The following is a 17366-nucleotide window of genomic DNA, read 5'->3' as shown; positions in this document are numbered from 1 at the left end:
GTTCTACGTGTCTTTCAACCAAGACGACTGATCAATTATTAGACAGGAGGAGGTGTTAAATTTATAGTTTTACGCGAATGGCCGAATGAACATGATATTCCAAATTAAAAGGAGGCTAATCCTAATGACTTCTATTCGATTATCCAATCCAATGTTGGTAAAGCTGCTTACCCTGTGTGGAATGATGATTGTTGCTGCATTAAGTATGTTTCTCTTCTCGGAAAAAGTATCCGCTCACGGCTACGTCGACAGTCCAGGCAGCCGGGCGATTTTATGTAAAAACGGACAGAATACCGATTGCGGAGCGATCATTTATGAGCCTCAAAGTTTGGAAGCGCCTAAAGGCTTCCCTGCAGCAGGGCCAGCTGATGGCAAAATTGCAAGTGCAGGCGGCGCCTTTCCGAAACTGGATGAACAATCCGCTACCCGATGGGCCAAAGTGAACATGTCCTCCGGACAAAATACGTTTACCTGGAAGCTGACTGCTGCCCATGCCACTTCCAGTTGGAAATATTATATAACGAAACCAAATTGGAATCCTAACGCTGCACTAACACGTGATTCCTTCGACCTTACCCCATTCTGTTCTGTCACTTATGATGGTACTCGACCTCCGTCAACGTATTCGGATACCTGCAATGTTCCACAGCGTACCGGGTATCATGTCATTCTGGCTGTTTGGGAAATTGCAGATACGCCAAATGCATTTTACAACGTAATTGATGTGAACTTCAACGGAAGCAACCCGATCGATACGGAAGCTCCGACTGCACCGTCTTCTCTTGCTTCCACAGGCACTACTAGCACAACTGTATCCTTGGCATGGAACGCTTCTTCAGATAACGTAGGTGTAACAGGCTACAAGGTCTACAATGGAAATACCCTCATCACAACGGTATCTGGTTCTACCCTGAATTACACTGTAACCGGCTTAACAGCAAATACAGCCTATACGTTTACAGTAAAGGCTGTGGATGCCGCAGGCAATCTGTCCATTGCCAGTAATGCACTTAATGTGACCACGGATCTCGTAGTAGTAGATACCGAAGCACCAACCGCCCCAGGCAATCTGCATGTCATGGGTAGTCCAACTTCCACAAGTGTCAACCTGATGTGGGGCCCGTCAACGGATAACGTGGGCGTAACCGGATATAAAATTTATAGCGGCTCATCCTTGGTAGGAACCGTATCCGGTACAACTACTGATTACACTGTATCAGGTCTAAGTCCAAATACGGCTTATACATTTACCGTTCATGCGATTGACGCAGCCGGCAATGAATCTTCCGCCAGTAATTCAGTAAGTGCGACAACGGCAGATGCACCTGCCGTTCAAGCTTGGTCGCCAAACACTTCATATACTGCCGGGACTCAGGTAAGTTACAACGGCTCAGTATATGAGTGTCGCCAATCCCACACTTCACTGACCGGTTGGGAGCCAACCAATGTTCCTGCACTTTGGAAGCTAGTATAAATATATTCGCGCTCTAGCTTTTTAGACTAGTTTTCTTAACAAGAACACCCCTTTGAGTGAGAACCGGATATCCTGTAAGGGATTCCACTCTACCCAAAGGGGTATTTCTATTTCCTTATTTCCAGATTTCATCAGCAATCTCTTTAATGAATTCAAGTTTCTTCCACTGCTGCTCCTCTGTTAAAATATTACCTTCCTCGGTAGAAGCAAATCCGCATTGAGGGCTTAGGCAAATATGATTGAGATCCACATATTGAGCAGCTTCCTTAATTCGGCGAATAATCTCCTGCTTATCTTCAAGCTCACCCGTTTTGGACGAAACCAATCCGAGTACAACCTGCTGGTCCTTCAGATGTTTCAGCGGTGTAAAATCCCCCGCACGATCGGTATCAAACTCCAAATAGTATCCGTCAATATGATCGATTCCGAAAAGATATTCCGAAACAGGCTCATAGCTGCCAGAGGATGCCCATGTTGAATGGTAATTCCCCCGGCACACATGCGTTGTAACAATCATGTCTTCAGGGAGCCCGGTAATGGCTTGTTTGTTAACACTGGCGTAAAGCTCTGCAATATCAGGTAACTTCGCCACATCCTCTTGTCTTAATTCCCAATAATTCTTGTCGCAGAGCATTCCCCAAGTGCAGTCATCCAGTTGAAGACTGCGGCAGCCCGCCTCATAGAATGCAAGAATAGCTGCATTGTATGCCGTTGCAATATCAGCTACCAATTCCTCCGTGCTGTTGTAATAGGAATCGGTACTGGCCTTGTTATCTGGACGTTGAAGCTCCGCAAGAAATTGGGCCGGTGCCGGTATCGTCTGGCGAGCGATCGCATCCTCTCCAGCCACTTCTTTAAGAAATTTGAAGTGCTCTACAAACGGATGACTGGAAAAGCCGACTTTACCGCACAAGCGGGCGGTTTCTGCACGAGTTTCCTCGCCTTGGAACTGATATCCTCTATCTGCATTTGCTTTCTCGACCCCATCTAGCCCCCACATAAAATCAAGATGCCACCAGGAGCGTCTGAACTCCCCATCCGTTACGGCTTTCAGTCCTACCGATTTTTGCTTGGCTACCAGCTTAATAATTTCCCGATCTTCTACCCTCTGCAGTTCATCCGCACTAATCTCGTTGTTTTGATATTTGACTCTAGCCTCTTTCAGCACCTCCGGACGCAAAAAACTACCGACCGTATCATGCCTGAAAGGTGTAACCGTTCTTTGTTTAGCGCTCTCCAATGAATTGCTCATCTGTACTATCCCCTTTAAACTATTTATCTGTAAAAAATCGTTATAAGAAAGATAGCACAGTTTTCCAGCTATAGAGTAACTCCAATTAACTATAGCTGGCTATAGCTTAAAACTATAACCATCTCCATTTACCAGAATTGATTGGAAGCAAATTCAGTGTTTCGTTATCGTTGGACAGTGCATTTTTGATTAAATAATTCCACTTGTGTGATAATGAAATATGAAAACAAATTAGGTTAAGGTGGCTGAGAAAATCATGACACTACGGATGAACCCGTATCTTATCCTGGATGGAAATGCGAAGGAAGCAATCTCTTTCTACGAGAAAGCGCTCGATGCCAAAGTTGTAATGATGCAGACGTTCGGGGAAATGCCGGCCAACCCTGATTTCCCTTTACCGGAGGGCGCCAAGGATCGAGTATCCCACGCGAACTTGAAGGTTGGAGAGACGGACTTGATGTTCTCGGATACGTTTCCGGGTCAGCCAGTGCATTCGGGTAATCAGGTTCAGATCTGCATTACCACAGTTACAGCGGAGCGCTCTGAGCAGATTTATGAGGTTCTAAAAGAAGGCGGCCAGATTCGCATGCCTCTTCAGGAAACGTTCTGGAGCCCTGCTTACGGAATCGTAACAGATCAATTTGGCGTCACTTGGAATATCACAACCGAAGTAAAGGCGTAGATAAAAAGGCATGGCGGAACCCCGTCATGCCTTTTTATTGCTGAGATTAGATAAAATTCACAAAATAAATTCCATTCATTTTGAATTTATTTTATAAAAAATTAAAATACCTATTGATAATGATAATTGTTATCAATATAATGATAATCATTATCAGTTATGAAAAGGAGAATTATCCCATGAAGCTATCTCGTTTTAAACCTGTACTTATTCTTACCTTGTTCACAATATTCGTCGCTGCCTGCAGTCAGACGCCATCTACCTCTAGCACATCATCACAGTCACAGCCTGCGGCTTCCTCTACTGCTGCATCGACCCCGGAAGCAGCTTCAAGCACTGAAACAGCTCCAAGCACAGAAGCACAATCCTCTGTCGCTGTTGATGAGGAGAAGCTTCAGGAATTGCTGACGCAATTCAAAGAGAAGACGCCTGAAGGGGAAACGCCTGATAAAGTAGTGACGGTATCTGTCTCCATATCGGAATTGTTGAATGAGCTTGGCGTCATTCCTGTGGGCGTTCCAACTACAAGCAGTCAGCTGCCAGCTGCTTTTGACCAAGTACCTCGTATCGGATCATCCCATCAGCCAGATCTGGAGCAGATTGCCAAATTGCAGCCTGATTTTGTACTTGGCCCAGCTTCCATAAAAGACAATCTGGACAAATTGTTTAAATCCGCATCCTTGCCATCCGCTTACTTACCAGCTGATTCATTAGATGAATTGAAGCTCTCGATGGTCACCCTTGGACGTTTATTCAAGAAAGAAGACAAAGCAGAAGCATTCCTGCAACAGTTCAACGAGAAAGAAAATGCCGTCATTGAAAAGACCAAAGGAAAAGAAGCTCCATCCGTCATGATCCTGTTCGGGTCTGCCGAATCACTCATGTTCATGAATGAGAATACATACACTGGTAGTTTGGTGAAGAAACTCGGTGCATCTAATGTGGTTACTGATGTGCTGAAGCTGAAGGAAACTTACATTCCGCTCAACATGGAAAGCATCGTTGCCGCGAATCCGGATGTTATTTTATTGGTTGCTCACGGAGATCCAGATGCGGTCGCCAAAAAATTCGAGGAGGACACCAAGAAAAACGGTGCCTGGGAGAAGCTTGATGCATTCAAGAACGACAAGCTGATCGCGCTCGATTACAGCCTGTTCGGTATTGCATCGATCGTTAAGGCTCCGCAAGCATATGAAGAGATGTTCAAAATTTTGTACAACTGATACGGAGGAATCCAGAGTGACGGAGAAACACATCAGAAAAGCCGTACTCCTCGGGATCACTGCCCTAGCTCTAATAGCCGCCGTTCTGCTTTCTATCGGGCTGGGCAGTGTCCGGTTATCTCCGACTGAAACCGTGAGTACCTTGTTTGGAAATGGGGATGATGCCAATCATACGATTCTGTGGGATATACGAATCCCAAGAGTGTTACTTGCTCTGTTGATTGGGGCAAACTTAGCGGCTTCAGGCGCATTACTTCAAGCAGTCATGTTGAATCCCTTAGCTGATCCCGGACTGACGGGTGTATCGAGCGGAGCTGCGGTCGCCGTACTGTTCATCTTGCTCGCTCAGCCCAGTTACGCTTCACTGGTTCCATTAGCTGCAATTGTCGGTGGTATGATCGCAGCGGTCCTAGTCTATGTCTGGGCATGGAATCGGAGGACCGGGTTCACACCCATCCGCATCATTCTGTCCGGTGTAGCCGTTAACGCTGTATTCGGTGGAGTCATAGGGCTGTTGTCCTTGCTGTACAGCGATCAGCTCCCCTCTGCCTTGCAATGGTTGAATGGCAGTTTGTCCGGCAAAGGTATGTCTGCGGTAAAGGTTCTACTCCCTTATTCCATTATCGGATGGATTGCTGCCATTCTGTGTATCCGACAAGCCAATATTTTACGTTTAGGAGAACAGGTCGCACATAACCTGGGGCAAAATTTGAACCGCATCCGGTTTACACTCTCATTTATAGCCGTTTATTTGGCAGCCATCTCCGTATCAACCGTCGGACTTGTCGGCTTTGTCGGACTCATCGTTCCACATATCGCCCGCATGCTCGTCGGTTCTGATTATAAGCAAGCATTGCCGATGAGCCTTCTGCTCGGAGCATTGATCCTGCTCGCCGCAGATACTGCAGGACGTACGGTTTTCGCACCCACTGAAATACCGGCCGGCATTGTGATGGCGATGCTTGGAGGTCCATATTTTCTATACCTGATGCGCAAGGGGGACACTTAGATGCTTGAGGTTCAGTCTCTGACGATACGCTATGCAGATCGAACGATTATTAATAACTTTTCACTTGAGGTAAACGAAGGAGAAGTTGTATCCATTATCGGGCCAAATGGATCAGGCAAGTCAACCATTCTCAAAGGATTGTCACGCAGCATTCCTTGCGAAAGCGGACGTATATGCATTGCGAACCGAGAGTTGTCCTCCCTCAGCACCAAGCAGGTTTCTCGCATTATGTGCATGCTCTGTCAATCGAATTCATGTCCAGCAGACATGACCGTCGAAGAGTTGGTCGGATACGGACGGGTTCCACACAAGAAGTGGTACGAACGATTCGATTCAAGTGATGAGGAGGTCATTGGGTGGGCGCTTGAACAGACTGGTATGCTTCAATACAAGGACAGATTGATCGTCTCCTTGTCAGGCGGAGAAGCGCAACGTGCCTGGATTGCCATGGCACTAGCGCAACGACCCAAAGTACTGCTGCTTGACGAACCGACCACTTACTTGGATATCGCCCATCAGCTGGAAGTGCTTGAGCTTATAAGCAGACTAAATCGTGAATTGAACCTTACGGTTGTCATGGTGCTTCACGATTTGAATCATGCAGGTGCCTATAGTGACAAGATCTCTGTCATCCAGAATGGCGTCATGCGTGAATACGGTCCTCCGCAACAGGTGCTCACCCCACAATTGATCCGCGAGGTATACGGCGTTGAGTCCGAAGTGGAATATGTTGTTGGCAGTTCCGCCCCACGTATTCATATATTGAAGAAAAGTAGAGGGATCATTCATGAAGCAATTGGATAAAGAAAAGATCAAGCTGGAGTATTTAACATTTACGGATAGCCTAAAGACAATCATGCTAAGCACTCTGGATGAAAATGGGCAGCCGTTCATCTCCTATGCCCCGTTCGTGAAAAAGAACGGTAAACTCTATATCTATATCAGTCAAATCGCCAATCATTACCATCATATCGAGAACAATCCCGCTGTTGACGTCATGTTTATCGAGGACGAATCACAGTCCAGAAACCTATTTGCTCGTCAGAGAGCAAGATTCGCATGTACTGCTATCAAAGTAGGAAACGAAGAAAATGAGGATATTTTTAATTTGTTTGGTCAGTCTTTTGGGGACAGTATGATCCGAATGCTCCAGGGATTGGATTTTTCACTGTTCGAGCTAACCGTACGCGAGGGGCGTTATGTGGTAGGGTTCGGTCAAGCGTTCGATATCGATCTGTCGGGTAACAGATTTGACCTTGTCTCAAGGGACGGACACACGTCCGAAGCACAATTGTAAATCAGACAAAGGAGTGTTACTTGATGACATTTACCACCGTATCTCAAATCTGGAATGCTGTTCAAGATCGATTTCATCAGACAGCCAAAAACCTGCCCGAACAAGATTTACCGCTAAAGCTGGGCAATGCCTCTATCGGCTACATGCTTCGCCATAATGCAGAGGTTGAGTATATGTTCGCCGATTGGTTTTTCAATCGTCCACTGCCAGAGGGGCTGATTATCCATACCGCCCGTGGAGCTGCAGGAGCAGAGAATGAGTTTACCAACTTGGAAGAGCTCCTCGCCATCCTGAAAGCCTCGAACGAGCATATGATTCAAGCGATGCGAGAGCTGCCTGATGAAAAATGGAACGAACCTGTCAAGTCTCCGATGGGCATTTCAACACCGCTCGAAGCTGTGGGCAGACTCATGTATCATACAGGCATTCACGCAGGGCAGATATCGCTCATCCAGAAATGTGCAACTGCACAGAGACCATAAGGACAGAGCTGCTATTCATAGGGCACTAAACAGCTAACCACATAGTATCAAATCAACGAGTATGGAAAAACTCGAGACGTATATCTGATTTGAACGCAATACAAGAAGGGAGCCAATGACATGGCTCCCTTCCTTTTTTATGTGCAGAGGTTGGTCTAACTATCCCCTATAGCCTCATACAGTGCTTCAGTATAAGCGATTGCCAGCTTGGATAGCGTAATATTTTTATGGCTAATCCACCCCACATTGATACTCTCATCACTCTCAAGCGGAACCGGAATGATCTCATTTCCGTTCAGATCAGCGCTAAGGACACCGGTAGAAATCGTATATCCATTCAGCCCGATTAACAGATTAAACAGGGTCGCCCGGTCATTCACTGTGATGCTTTTTTTATGTGACAGTGTACTCAAAATTTCTTCCGAGAAATGAAAAGAGTTAAACTCCCCCTGATCAAAGGACAAGTACGGATAGTCCTGCAGCTGTTCAATCTTCACGACGGACTGCTTGGCCAGCGGGTTTTTTATGCTAATAAAAATATGAGGTTTAGCCGTAAACAGGCTGTTGAACTGCAAACCGGCGTCTTTGAGCAGCTTATTGATTACCTTCTCGTTAAACTCATTCAAATATAGGATTCCAATCTCGCTGCGCAGCGTTTTGACATCTTGGATAATTTCATACGTCTTGGTTTCCCGCAAAGCAAGTTCATACTCCTCTTGACCATGCTCTCGAACCAGATTTACAAAAGCATTGACCGCAAACGCATAATGCTGGGTAGATACCGAAAAGTGCTGCGGCGATGGTTTCGCATTCACATAACGGGTCTCCAAAAGCTCTGCCTGCTCTACAACCTGCCGGGCATAACCAAGAAATTCAGCACCCTCCTTGGACAATGAAATCCCTTTGTTCGTACGTTCAAAAATCGTAATTTGGAATTCTTCCTCCAAATCACGTATCGCATTTGAGAGGCTTGGCTGAGATATGAACAATCGCTTCGCAGCTTCGTTCATGGAACCCCGATTGGCTACCTCAATCACATATTTCAATTGCTGCAACGTCACTGGATTCATTCCTCTCTATAAGAATTTAATTTTGGACCATCCTATAACACTAACATCATTTTTAACAACGGCCTTCCCGTAGTGGTTTACCCGCTTCCCCACCCCAATCATCATCCATGAGATACATTGCCTGCAGCGGTTCATGTTCTGGTACAAAAGTCATTCTGTAATAAACTTCTTCATCTTCGCAAATTTCGTAATACAGCGCATACCGCCTTAGTTCAAGGGGAAGCTCGATCATCGCACTCATGGGCACAGACAAAAGCTCCAGCTTCTCCGGTTCTATGACATCAAAAGGTACAACCATCCGTCGCTGGGCAAGTGGGTCCTCCTCAAACTTCTCACACAAGGTAAGCTTCACCCAAGCTCCAAATGCATCATCCGGGATCGGATCAAAAGTGATGTACCCGGGATGAATAACTGCTCCCTGCTCGACATTTTGTTCCCCCCACTGACAGAGGTCCTCGTCAAAATCACGGGAACGCACCTGTATCTGATGATGTGAAATGGCTAAATCCACCTCTTGGGTAACGGATGTTTTTTTCATTTTCGCGTTCTTCCCTTCCATTGTATGTGTAGCCCAGATTCTCTTTACTTCAACGGTTCCATCGAAAGAATGGCCAGCTTGTTCTCCTCATCCAGTTCCACCTTGACCTCGATCTCCAGCTTATCCCTGAACAATCGGGTAACGTTTAGATAAGGGTCTTTTGCTGCACTACTTCCGCCATTGACGCTGTTTCGTGTCATGCCTGCCGCGATGATTGATTTAATGTACGCCTTATCTGCTTTATCCTCTGGATTATAACGGTAGACCGGCTCTTTTTGCTTATTATAGAAGACGTACGTCTCCGTGTAATCATTGGCGTTGGTATACTCCTTCTCGACGAATTTGGCATCCATATCATACCGGGCGTTACCTGCCATAAAAGGATTTTCCTTTGATGGAACGGTCTCATATTTTCCATAAGCCAGCTGGAACAGATAATGAGTACTGCTATCTTCAATCCGATAATAAAAGGTCCTGTCATCTCCCCTCTTATCTACCGCTGCAAAGCTGCCGAAGAGCGGCCAGGCATCATACAATTTACCATCTTCCTCAACAGCGAGCTTGTATTTCGTCAGCACCATTTCCTTCTGGAATACACCGAAAGAACGGGCTATGAAAAAGGTCGGAATGAGCAGAATCCCCACGACGATAAACAAGATCAATTTCAAAACCGGGTTTCTTCTCCTCATGTTTTCTCTCCTCTTTATAATCGGTGTTTCTATCCATCCTGCGTTTTGACCGGAGCTTTTTGCTGCAATTTCCGTAAAATCTTAACGACCGCATCTCTATTCTTCGCTTCCTTCATATATTTGGGCACTGAATAGGAAGCTGTCCATTTCATGGCACCGACAGGTTTCTCGCGAAGCGTGGCCGACAGGTACGACAACAAATAATTCAAATGATCCCGATTCACCGCCCATACTGGTTTACCGCGCAAATAATCGAGATAATAAAGCTCCAAATGAAACACAGGATCCTTTCCATCCTGAATATCGGTACGATACACCCGTGATCCGGTTTTTTGCTCTACCGCTACCTGATTAAAAGCGCCGCAATGAGGACATGGAATATGAATATGCTTATGGGCAAGCTGTTTGTCATCATGCAGTTCCTCATTAAACCATCTTTCACACGTCCCGCACACACCACTGGCTGTATGACGGAATTGCTCTTTTTCCTTCTCATGATAAAAACAATTCGTGCATCTTACTTCCTTCAAGCATTCTGTTCCGTATATGTAAGCAAGACCACGACAATCCGGACACTTCACGGCCACTTGTCCTCCCTGATGGAGAACATAACAGAACGAATATGGATATCCGAGCTCGTCTACAAAACGCTGCATCGTCCTTCCTCCTTCCCCTTAGGCGAGAACAGCCTACAACCATACCGCAGAAAAGCCTACTATAATTCCTACAAAGTCCGATCCATCCAGCGATCATAACGATAAACAACAGCGGACGCTCTAAAAATAAATGTTCCATTTCCGGTCGAAGCAGCAGATAATATCCTCCACCGCCCATAACCAATCCAAGCATTGTCACGCCAAGGATAGCAGCTATAATCGTCGCTTTTTTCATCTCTGCAAGCCACCCTAGTTCATGTTCTCTGCTACCACCGCAGAGGCTCCGCTTCACTCTTCCATACGACATATCGTCCTAGCTCCCGGATCGTTCCGGTTCCAATGCTGTACTCATCCATTGATTCCGCCCGGAGATCAAGCAGATGAAGCATTCCACCGTAAGTACCAACAGCCAACACGCCTTCATCATCCGAAACGGCCATCCCGGAAATCGTACTGCCTACAAAATGACGCCACAGCTCCGCTCCCTCTACATCAATCATACGTAAATAACCGTAGGCATCCCCCAGCACAACGCCGTCAGAAAGTACTCCTGCCGCATATACCCTAGCACCGTCCTCCGCCAGCGGCCATTCCTCCCTCTTATCGGATGCTCCCGATAACACTTCATCGAGTGGAACCCTTATAGTCGAGCCATTATAAAAATGACAGGAATTGAACCATGCCTGCTGTCCGTCATGAGTAAATACGCTGTAATGCGGATAACTCGACTCTGGATAAATGCTATGCACCTTTCCAGTACTCCGGTCCAGTAGCAGATGATCACTCGATTGACTTCCGAAAGCGAGCCACCGCTCATCAGGAGAAACAGAGCCGTGGGCCATAGCGATGGAGGTATTGTCCATTTCGTTTTCTTCAAGCTCGCTGGCACTTGGATGAAGCAGCTGCGTCCGGTCCTTCCCGATCAAATAAATGCCCTCACTGCTAACCAGTAGCAGTCCACTCCCATCGGAAAAAGGAATGACTTCCTCAATAATCTGATCCGGCCGCTCACAATCCGCAAGTGTCTCCAGATTCGGCATCTCTTCCTTCAGCTGCCGCTTGATCGTTGACCAAGGAAGGACGGCAAGCTCCTCTCCTTGCAGCTGCACATCCGGCTTACGAATCAACCGGATATCGTCCGGCCCGACCAACGCGTATACAGAGCCTTGGACAGAGCGTCCGACTAAGCTTAACTCCGGCATCTTGCAAATCCCATGCTTGCCAGCTGTATAGACAGCCCCCTCTTCCCAAGAAGTTCCGGCACGGAAGATGACAGATGATTCACCTACAAATGAAATAGACTTTATTGCTTGTGTATCCTCCCTGTAACTATCAACCAGCGGCCATGTTGCCGCAGGTAGCTCTTGACGGAGCTGTTCCACCTCTCCTGCCTTGTTCGCTTCCCGAATCATCTTCCAGACATCTGCTGCAAGTTTACTGCGGGAATCGTTCTCCGGCTCTTTCAATTTCTTGTCCCATCCTGATTCCATTCCGAGCCGGACATACTCGTTGATCTCCCTGGCATAACGATGTCCTTCCGAACGCCAAGCAGCTGCGGTTTCTTGATTCAACCAATTCATTCTTTTTCCTCCCGTATTCAATCAGTACTCTATCTCTTCAATATTCGTTTTCAAATTGTGGTTGGATTCCTTCAACAGTTCGGTAAAAGATTTCGCCACATAATAGATAAAATCCGGGTCATGTACGTATACAATGACTTGCCCATAATCTCCGGACTCCGCCGGATCGAAATCCAGCATTAAGTAAAGTGAGCCTCCCGCCATGGATGCAAAAGGAAACCATTGTTTATGAAAAAGAAACGGCTTGATCTCGGGGTCCAGCTTGCTGATTTCTTCCTTAGAATAATACTCATCCAAGCGCTCATCCCGCTCACAGAAATATGACTTCGTTTCTTCCATTTCCTCAAGGCTCATCAGATAAAACGGAGTGAACTCCTCATCCAGTTCATCTCCCGGATACAAAATATGAAAGGCATAACCACTGCCATCCTTAAGGCCGTAAAAACCTCTGAAATCATCAGGCAGTTTCACCCCGAATTTCTTCTCGAATTGGTCCAGGCTTTCCTCGCTTGCACCTTTTCCCAGCTTATAACTCCGATGTAAATCTTTAAGATCCTCCGACACCTTGTCCTCAAGCAACTCGTCCAGCTCTGCCATAAGATCGCAGATGGTAGATTTCATGATGATTTGATCCTCCTAATGGTTATTCCATATAAGCATTCATTCCTAGTAGTATAGTAAAAGCTTCGGTAGCACCCCTTACAAAAAGTATATAGAAGGTGCATTACAGAACACAACAGGTCTGGTGGTATACAAAAAAGCGGGCTTTATGCCCGTTTTAAAAAGCTAGTATTTGAGCATTCACGAAATAATGATCAATATCCGCAAAAATCAGCGGGATTTTTTGAGTTCTTTCGGCGTCTTTGGAACTAGTTTTGTGAAAATAAGCAAATCCAGACAACTACAATCCCGTTTAACACAACCTGCTTTCTGGGGATTATTTCATTCTTATGATAAAATGTATGCATTGATACGATCCGAGAAGGAGTGACATACCATGACTCGTTTTATCGATTATTATATACGAAGTGAGGCGGAGCGTGAGCGATTGAAACAGGTGGATGTCTTGGCCGAACGCTTTGCAAAAAGAGCACCGATCCACGATACAAAAGGAAGCTTTCCTTTTGAAAATTTTAACGATCTTCGGCAGGCGGGCTATATGAAACTAACCGTCCCCCGCCAATACGGCGGTGATGAAATTACGCTGTACGAGATGGTACAGGTGCAGGAGCGGCTCGCTTACGGCGATGGCTCTACGGCTTTGGCCGTAGGATGGCATCTGGGCCAAATGCTTCATCTAAGAACGGCCGAAAAATGGCCGGAAGCATTGTATGCGGATCTGTGCAGGGACGTCGTAGCTCAAGGCGCTATGATGAACGTGTTCGCCAGTGAAGCTGGTACGGGCAGCCCCAGTCGCGGTGGCAAACCCGAAACGACCGCTGTGCGGACTGAAGGCGGATGGCATATCTCGGGCCGTAAAACATTCAGCACACTCTCTCCGATACTAGATCGATTCGTCGTAACCGCCTATGTTCCAGAGGAAGACACAATTGGAGAATTTCTCATTGATCAGAGTGACCGTACCACCATCGATGAGACTTGGAATACGCTTGGTATGCGCGGCACCGGAAGTCATGATGTTGTGTTACACGAAGCTTTTGCAGCCGACAATGCCCGGATTACTGGTAAGGGAACCGATGACGGCGGCGGATGGCTTCTTCACATTCCGGCATGCTACATGGGCATTGCCCTTGCTGCGAGAGATTTTGCTCTGGAATATGCCAAATCCTATAAACCAAGCAGTGTTCAAGCTTCCATTGCCACCCTTCCAACCGTGCAACAGTCCATTGGAAAAATGGAAAGTGAACTTCGCATTGCCCGAACGGTCATGTATGAAGCTGCTGATCGGTGGGACCGCGACCCTTCCGCCCGATCATCCATGCGGGCACAGCTTGGACTCGCTAAATACACTGTGACCAACCATGCTTTATCCGTTGTGGATCTGGCTATGCGCATCGTAGGCGGATCAAGTCTGTCCAAGGATTTTCCGCTAGAACGTTACTACCGTGACATCCGTGCAGGATTGCATAATCCCCCGATGGATAACACGGTACTAAATCAACTAGCGGCAGAGGCATTGAATGAGAATTAACAGAAGCAGTGAAGTACTTCACCAACAAAAAAGACAGGGAGTCCAAAAGGTCTATCGACCCGGGACTCCCCTTTGTCTGTTTTAAGACGCTACGTATATACAAATCGTTCCTACAATCACTCTTGCCCCTAATCCACCTCAACACCTTCCGAGGTAAGCTGCCAGACGATGACATTGCCTTTCTTCATTTCCTCTGCAACATGTTGCCGCAGCATATCCAAATCCAAATCCCAATCTGAATCTACAAAGGATGTATAACGATCGGCATTTACGATCCCCATAAAATTGGTATCACCGTCAATTACATAATTCATGTGTACTAACTTCCTCCAATAAGGTTCTATGTAAAAACAGTCATTCTTGGCGGTTTACATTCAAGTTATGTTTGCTGAAATAGTGTCGCGGTGACCCTGCAATCTGAACATAAGAACATATAATAGATTCCCTCACCGTATTCCTCAACCTCCCCCCAATCCAACTGCCCAATAAAAGTCATGCTTTCAGAGCAGCAGGAACAAGCCGGATATTCAGCGTCCTGAATCCAGGAGGGATGTCCGCCTATTTGTGAAATGATGGGCTCAAGCGTCCAGTCTGCGGCATGATACCTATTGCGAGGCTTGCTGGCTAATCTCAAATGTTTACCCGCATGGATATTTTGATCATCATAATCATCCAGTTCCAAGTCCGGCAAATATTCGGGCCTTTGATTTGCTGTGCTCCATCTGCTCTCTCCGTTCCTATCAATGTCCATATATATCGTATGGTAAGAACTGCAACTGACACAGGTGTTTACTTTGAGCGTCTTGCCCTCTCTATCTCCACCTAAACCCAAAAAGTGAAGTGAAGGCTGATTAACTTCCAAATCAACAAGTGTCGTTAATCTGCTGCCGCACCATGGACAGGTCGATGAGTCAGTCTCCAGAAAGATTGCAGGTTTATTGATTGTCCTAACGGAATGATCCTCAGCTTCTACCTTCTCTACAGCGTAGCTGCAGGAGTGAAATAAATTCCGGAGCTCCCCACTCTTGGTAAGCTCCCAGCCTGCCTCTTGTGAATAACACTCAGGAGATACAAAGAGTTCCTTAGCCCATTTCGGTGGCGACTGCCGCCAATGATGAAAACATTGCACGACCTTTTCATCGCCAATCCAAGCCAAAGCCAGTAACAGATGGTTACGGTGTTCCTGATCATGATGTATCTGATCCAGCAATTGATCCCGAACTTCCTTGGACGCATCCTTAAACAATATCCCTGGGTAATATATTTCATGTTCCATCAGCTTAGGGATATAATCAGCAATCGACATATTCTTATAGCAAACTAGCGATAACAAGATGTCCTGCACCGTGTCCTTTTCTCCTGAATCCAACAGATCCATCGCATAATTCAGCATCCTGCTGACATCCTCCGATGTCAAGGACAGATAAATTTTTTCCTTGTTCCATTTGTAAGGGACGTAATGAATCAAGGGATCATACGGGGGATGATGATACATAATCTTGAGGATTTCCACCGGATCCGTTATTCCCGCATACAAGTCCACATCTCTGCGATTTTGTTCGATATAACGCTGCCTTTCTTTCCGTTCCATCTCCTGCTTGCACGGCATGCAATAACCGCCGGTTCTTGCAGCTGTGTTCGGCAATATCGTTGCTGAACAGCCTTGGTTTTTGCATGGAATTCGTTCTGTCATAGTGTGCCTCCTTCTCGAAGATTGATCTAAAAACAAAGTCCGCCGTTAAAATGATATTACTTCTAAATTGGAAAATTGTGAACAAAGCGATCTTTCATCAAATTGAGACATCGACGATTTAAATGATATCTTTCCAACAAAAGAGCTCTCCCCGAATCGAAATCGGGAAGAGCTTCTCACGAACATGTTATTTCACTGTACGATTGTAATCTTGGATTTTGGACGTAATTTCTTTTGCCGCATCATCCAGAGCCTGCTGTGGTGATTTTTTGTTGTTGAGCACCTCTTCAATCGCACCTTCGACAATCTGTCTCGCTTCCGGGAATACTCCCATCACCGCCCCCTGCGTAGCTTTGTTCAATTTCGTTTGGTGCAGCTGATCAATCGCTGTTTGGAACTGCGGGAACTTTTTCAGGTTTTCCTTCACGCTTTCTTCCTCATACGCTTTGGTTGTAATCGGGAAGTAACCGGTATTGATATGCCAGTACGCTTGCTGTGAAGGAGAAGTCAGGAACTTGATAAACTCCCACGCCGCTTTTTGCTCCTCGTCCGGACGGTTGTTCATCATCCACAGACTGGCGCCGCCAACGATAACTCCACCATCCTTGGCATCTGCCGGTTTAGGAAGAAATGCCGTACCTACTTCAAATTTACCTGTGCTGCTGTCAACCAACCCTTTCAAGGCTGCAGTGGAATCGAGAATCATAGCCACCTGACCAGCAGAGAATGCTTTCTTGGAATCGTCCGTTTTACGTCCCAAGTTGTTAGCCGCCTTCGTATCGATCAGGTCCTTCCACCAGGTCAGCACTTTCACACCAGCCTCGGTATTCACAAGCGATTCGGTAGCGAGTCCGTCCCGGCCGTTGCCGTTGTTCACATATTCTGCACCTTGGTTCGCAAACAACTGTTCCATAAACCAGCCGTAAATCGCGAAGTTTGCACCAACCGCTTTTCCTTTTTTCGAAATTGTGTCCGCTGCTTCTTTCAGTTCTTCAAACGTTTTTGGTGGATTTTCAGGATCCAGCCCCGCATCCTTGAACAAATCCTTGTTATAGTACAAAATCGGATTCGACGTATTGAACGGCATGGAGTATAGCTTGTTATCAAATGTATAATATCCGCTGATGTTCGACTCCAGCTGACTGACATCCCATTTGTCCGTGTCGATAAAATCCTGCATCGGTTTGATCAACTTGGAATCGATCATGAACCGGCTACCGATTTCGTACATCTGCACAACAGATGGTCCATCATTGGTTCCCATGGACGCCTTCAGCTTGCTTAATAAATCGTCATAGTTGCCTTGGTACACAGCTTCAACCTGTACCTTATCCTGGGATTCATTAAAGTTAGCTACGAGCTGGTCAACAACCTTCGTATTGGCCCCGCCCATCGCATGCCAGAACACGACCTTCTGCGTCCCGGCTTTCACTTCCGTTTCGGTCCCAGGCTTGTTATCGGTTGGCTGTGGTTTTTTTTCCTCGCCCATGTTTACATTACAGGCCGTTATGAGCAGCATCATGGTGGCGAGCAGCAGACTGACCCATCTCATTTTTCCCATCTCTTCAT

The 17366-nt window shown here is 46.4% G+C and carries 18 protein-coding genes; 8 read left to right on the top strand and 10 right to left on the bottom strand.

The window, feature by feature from the left end:
• Window positions 1–124: 124 nt before the first annotated feature.
• A complete protein-coding gene (locus tag B9N86_RS07205; RefSeq protein WP_208918408.1) occupies window positions 125–1474 on the top strand; it encodes a lytic polysaccharide monooxygenase in 1350 nt (449 codons plus the stop codon).
• A gap of 115 nt (window positions 1475–1589) precedes the next feature.
• On the opposite strand, the gene B9N86_RS07200 is transcribed toward B9N86_RS07205, so the two are convergent.
• Window positions 1590–2726: a 5-methyltetrahydropteroyltriglutamate--homocysteine S-methyltransferase gene (locus B9N86_RS07200; RefSeq protein WP_208918407.1), complete on the bottom strand. Its 1137-nt coding sequence runs from the start codon at window positions 2724–2726 to the stop codon at window positions 1590–1592.
• Between the two features lie 256 nt (window positions 2727–2982).
• Here B9N86_RS07200 and B9N86_RS07195 point away from each other — a divergent pair, with 256 nt between their 5' ends.
• The 6 genes from B9N86_RS07195 (at window position 2983) to B9N86_RS07170 (ending at window position 7419) form a co-directional block, all read left to right on the top strand.
• Window positions 2983–3408 (top strand): VOC family protein, encoded by a 426-nt coding sequence (locus B9N86_RS07195; protein ID WP_208918406.1) that lies wholly within the window; start codon window positions 2983–2985, stop codon window positions 3406–3408.
• A 179-nt stretch (window positions 3409–3587) separates the two neighbouring features.
• On the top strand, window positions 3588–4631 hold the full coding sequence (locus tag B9N86_RS07190) for a helical backbone metal receptor (RefSeq protein WP_208918405.1): 1044 nt from the start codon (window positions 3588–3590) through the stop codon (window positions 4629–4631).
• A gap of 16 nt (window positions 4632–4647) precedes the next feature.
• Window positions 4648–5640 carry a FecCD family ABC transporter permease gene (locus B9N86_RS07185; RefSeq protein WP_241930181.1) on the top strand — a complete coding sequence of 331 codons (993 nt, stop codon included), beginning with the start codon at window positions 4648–4650 and terminating at the stop codon, window positions 5638–5640.
• Entirely contained in the window at window positions 5641–6444 is an 804-nt protein-coding gene (locus B9N86_RS07180) for an ABC transporter ATP-binding protein (protein ID WP_208918403.1), read from the top strand.
• Window positions 6428–6937: a HugZ family pyridoxamine 5'-phosphate oxidase gene (locus tag B9N86_RS07175; protein ID WP_208918402.1), complete on the top strand. Its 510-nt coding sequence runs from the start codon at window positions 6428–6430 to the stop codon at window positions 6935–6937. The genes B9N86_RS07180 and B9N86_RS07175 overlap by 17 nt, the downstream gene beginning before the upstream one ends.
• A gap of 23 nt (window positions 6938–6960) precedes the next feature.
• Window positions 6961–7419 carry a DinB family protein gene (locus B9N86_RS07170; RefSeq protein WP_208918401.1) on the top strand — a complete coding sequence of 153 codons (459 nt, stop codon included), beginning with the start codon at window positions 6961–6963 and terminating at the stop codon, window positions 7417–7419.
• A 155-nt stretch (window positions 7420–7574) separates the two neighbouring features.
• Here B9N86_RS07170 and B9N86_RS07165 read toward each other — a convergent pair whose 3' ends face one another.
• The 6 genes from B9N86_RS07165 to B9N86_RS07140 form a co-directional block, all read right to left on the bottom strand.
• Window positions 7575–8480, bottom strand: a complete 906-nt coding sequence (locus B9N86_RS07165) for a LysR family transcriptional regulator (protein ID WP_208920144.1) — start codon at window positions 8478–8480, stop codon at window positions 7575–7577.
• Between the two features lie 61 nt (window positions 8481–8541).
• Entirely contained in the window at window positions 8542–9027 is a 486-nt protein-coding gene (gene comJ / locus B9N86_RS07160; RefSeq protein ID WP_208918400.1) for a competence protein ComJ, read from the bottom strand.
• Window positions 9028–9071: 44 nt separating this feature from the next.
• Window positions 9072–9716 carry a hypothetical protein gene (locus B9N86_RS07155; protein ID WP_208918399.1) on the bottom strand — a complete coding sequence of 215 codons (645 nt, stop codon included), beginning with the start codon at window positions 9714–9716 and terminating at the stop codon, window positions 9072–9074.
• Between the two features lie 29 nt (window positions 9717–9745).
• The gene (locus B9N86_RS07150) at window positions 9746–10372 is read right to left on the bottom strand and encodes a hypothetical protein (RefSeq protein WP_208918398.1); all 627 of its coding nucleotides are present in this window, start codon (window positions 10370–10372) and stop codon (window positions 9746–9748) included.
• Between the two features lie 266 nt (window positions 10373–10638).
• Entirely contained in the window at window positions 10639–11952 is a 1314-nt protein-coding gene (locus tag B9N86_RS07145; protein ID WP_208918397.1) for a WD40 repeat domain-containing protein, read from the bottom strand.
• 21 nt (window positions 11953–11973) lie between these two features.
• Window positions 11974–12573, bottom strand: a complete 600-nt coding sequence (locus B9N86_RS07140) for an SMI1/KNR4 family protein (RefSeq protein ID WP_208918396.1) — start codon at window positions 12571–12573, stop codon at window positions 11974–11976.
• 376 nt (window positions 12574–12949) lie between these two features.
• On the opposite strand from B9N86_RS07140, the gene B9N86_RS07135 reads away from it, so the two are divergent.
• Complete coding sequence (locus B9N86_RS07135; protein ID WP_208918395.1) at window positions 12950–14104, top strand: acyl-CoA dehydrogenase family protein; 1155 nt, start codon at window positions 12950–12952, stop codon at window positions 14102–14104.
• 128 nt (window positions 14105–14232) lie between these two features.
• On the opposite strand, the gene B9N86_RS07130 is transcribed toward B9N86_RS07135, so the two are convergent.
• The 3 genes from B9N86_RS07130 to B9N86_RS07120 all read right to left on the bottom strand — a co-directional run bounded on the left by B9N86_RS07130 (window position 14233) and on the right by B9N86_RS07120 (window position 17358).
• Window positions 14233–14418 carry a hypothetical protein gene (locus B9N86_RS07130; RefSeq protein ID WP_208918394.1) on the bottom strand — a complete coding sequence of 62 codons (186 nt, stop codon included), beginning with the start codon at window positions 14416–14418 and terminating at the stop codon, window positions 14233–14235.
• A gap of 65 nt (window positions 14419–14483) precedes the next feature.
• Window positions 14484–15797, bottom strand: coding sequence for a DUF1963 domain-containing protein (locus B9N86_RS07125; protein WP_208918393.1), 1314 nt, complete (start codon window positions 15795–15797; stop codon window positions 14484–14486).
• Between the two features lie 187 nt (window positions 15798–15984).
• The gene (locus tag B9N86_RS07120) at window positions 15985–17358 is read right to left on the bottom strand and encodes an ABC transporter substrate-binding protein (protein ID WP_208918392.1); all 1374 of its coding nucleotides are present in this window, start codon (window positions 17356–17358) and stop codon (window positions 15985–15987) included.
• Window positions 17359–17366 lie beyond the last annotated feature (8 nt).

Origin of the sequence: Paenibacillus uliginis N3/975 (assembly GCF_900177425.1) — a bacterium.
GTDB classification, from domain to species: domain Bacteria; phylum Bacillota; class Bacilli; order Paenibacillales; family Paenibacillaceae; genus Paenibacillus_AQ; species Paenibacillus_AQ uliginis.
This window is presented reverse-complemented; position numbering and strand designations above follow the sequence as displayed.

Bases quoted from the DNA above. Each gene is read 5' to 3' on its own strand.
- B9N86_RS07205 (WP_208918408.1), top strand. From the start codon at position 125: ATGACTTCTATTCGATTATCCAATCCAATGTTGGTAAAGCTGCTTACC.
- B9N86_RS07200 (WP_208918407.1), bottom strand. From the start codon at position 2,726: ATGAGCAATTCATTGGAGAGCGCTAAACAAAGAACGGTTACACCTTTC.
- B9N86_RS07195 (WP_208918406.1), top strand. From the start codon at position 2,983: ATGACACTACGGATGAACCCGTATCTTATCCTGGATGGAAATGCGAAG.
- B9N86_RS07190 (WP_208918405.1), top strand. From the start codon at position 3,588: ATGAAGCTATCTCGTTTTAAACCTGTACTTATTCTTACCTTGTTCACA.
- B9N86_RS07180 (WP_208918403.1), top strand. From the start codon at position 5,641: ATGCTTGAGGTTCAGTCTCTGACGATACGCTATGCAGATCGAACGATT.
- B9N86_RS07175 (WP_208918402.1), top strand. From the start codon at position 6,428: ATGAAGCAATTGGATAAAGAAAAGATCAAGCTGGAGTATTTAACATTT.
- B9N86_RS07170 (WP_208918401.1), top strand. From the start codon at position 6,961: ATGACATTTACCACCGTATCTCAAATCTGGAATGCTGTTCAAGATCGA.
- comJ (WP_208918400.1), bottom strand. From the start codon at position 9,027: ATGAAAAAAACATCCGTTACCCAAGAGGTGGATTTAGCCATTTCACAT.
- B9N86_RS07155 (WP_208918399.1), bottom strand. From the start codon at position 9,716: ATGAGGAGAAGAAACCCGGTTTTGAAATTGATCTTGTTTATCGTCGTG.
- B9N86_RS07150 (WP_208918398.1), bottom strand. From the start codon at position 10,372: ATGCAGCGTTTTGTAGACGAGCTCGGATATCCATATTCGTTCTGTTAT.
- B9N86_RS07145 (WP_208918397.1), bottom strand. From the start codon at position 11,952: ATGAATTGGTTGAATCAAGAAACCGCAGCTGCTTGGCGTTCGGAAGGA.
- B9N86_RS07140 (WP_208918396.1), bottom strand. From the start codon at position 12,573: ATGAAATCTACCATCTGCGATCTTATGGCAGAGCTGGACGAGTTGCTT.
- B9N86_RS07135 (WP_208918395.1), top strand. From the start codon at position 12,950: ATGACTCGTTTTATCGATTATTATATACGAAGTGAGGCGGAGCGTGAG.
- B9N86_RS07130 (WP_208918394.1), bottom strand. From the start codon at position 14,418: ATGAATTATGTAATTGACGGTGATACCAATTTTATGGGGATCGTAAAT.
- B9N86_RS07125 (WP_208918393.1), bottom strand. From the start codon at position 15,797: ATGACAGAACGAATTCCATGCAAAAACCAAGGCTGTTCAGCAACGATA.
- B9N86_RS07120 (WP_208918392.1), bottom strand. From the start codon at position 17,358: ATGGGAAAAATGAGATGGGTCAGTCTGCTGCTCGCCACCATGATGCTG.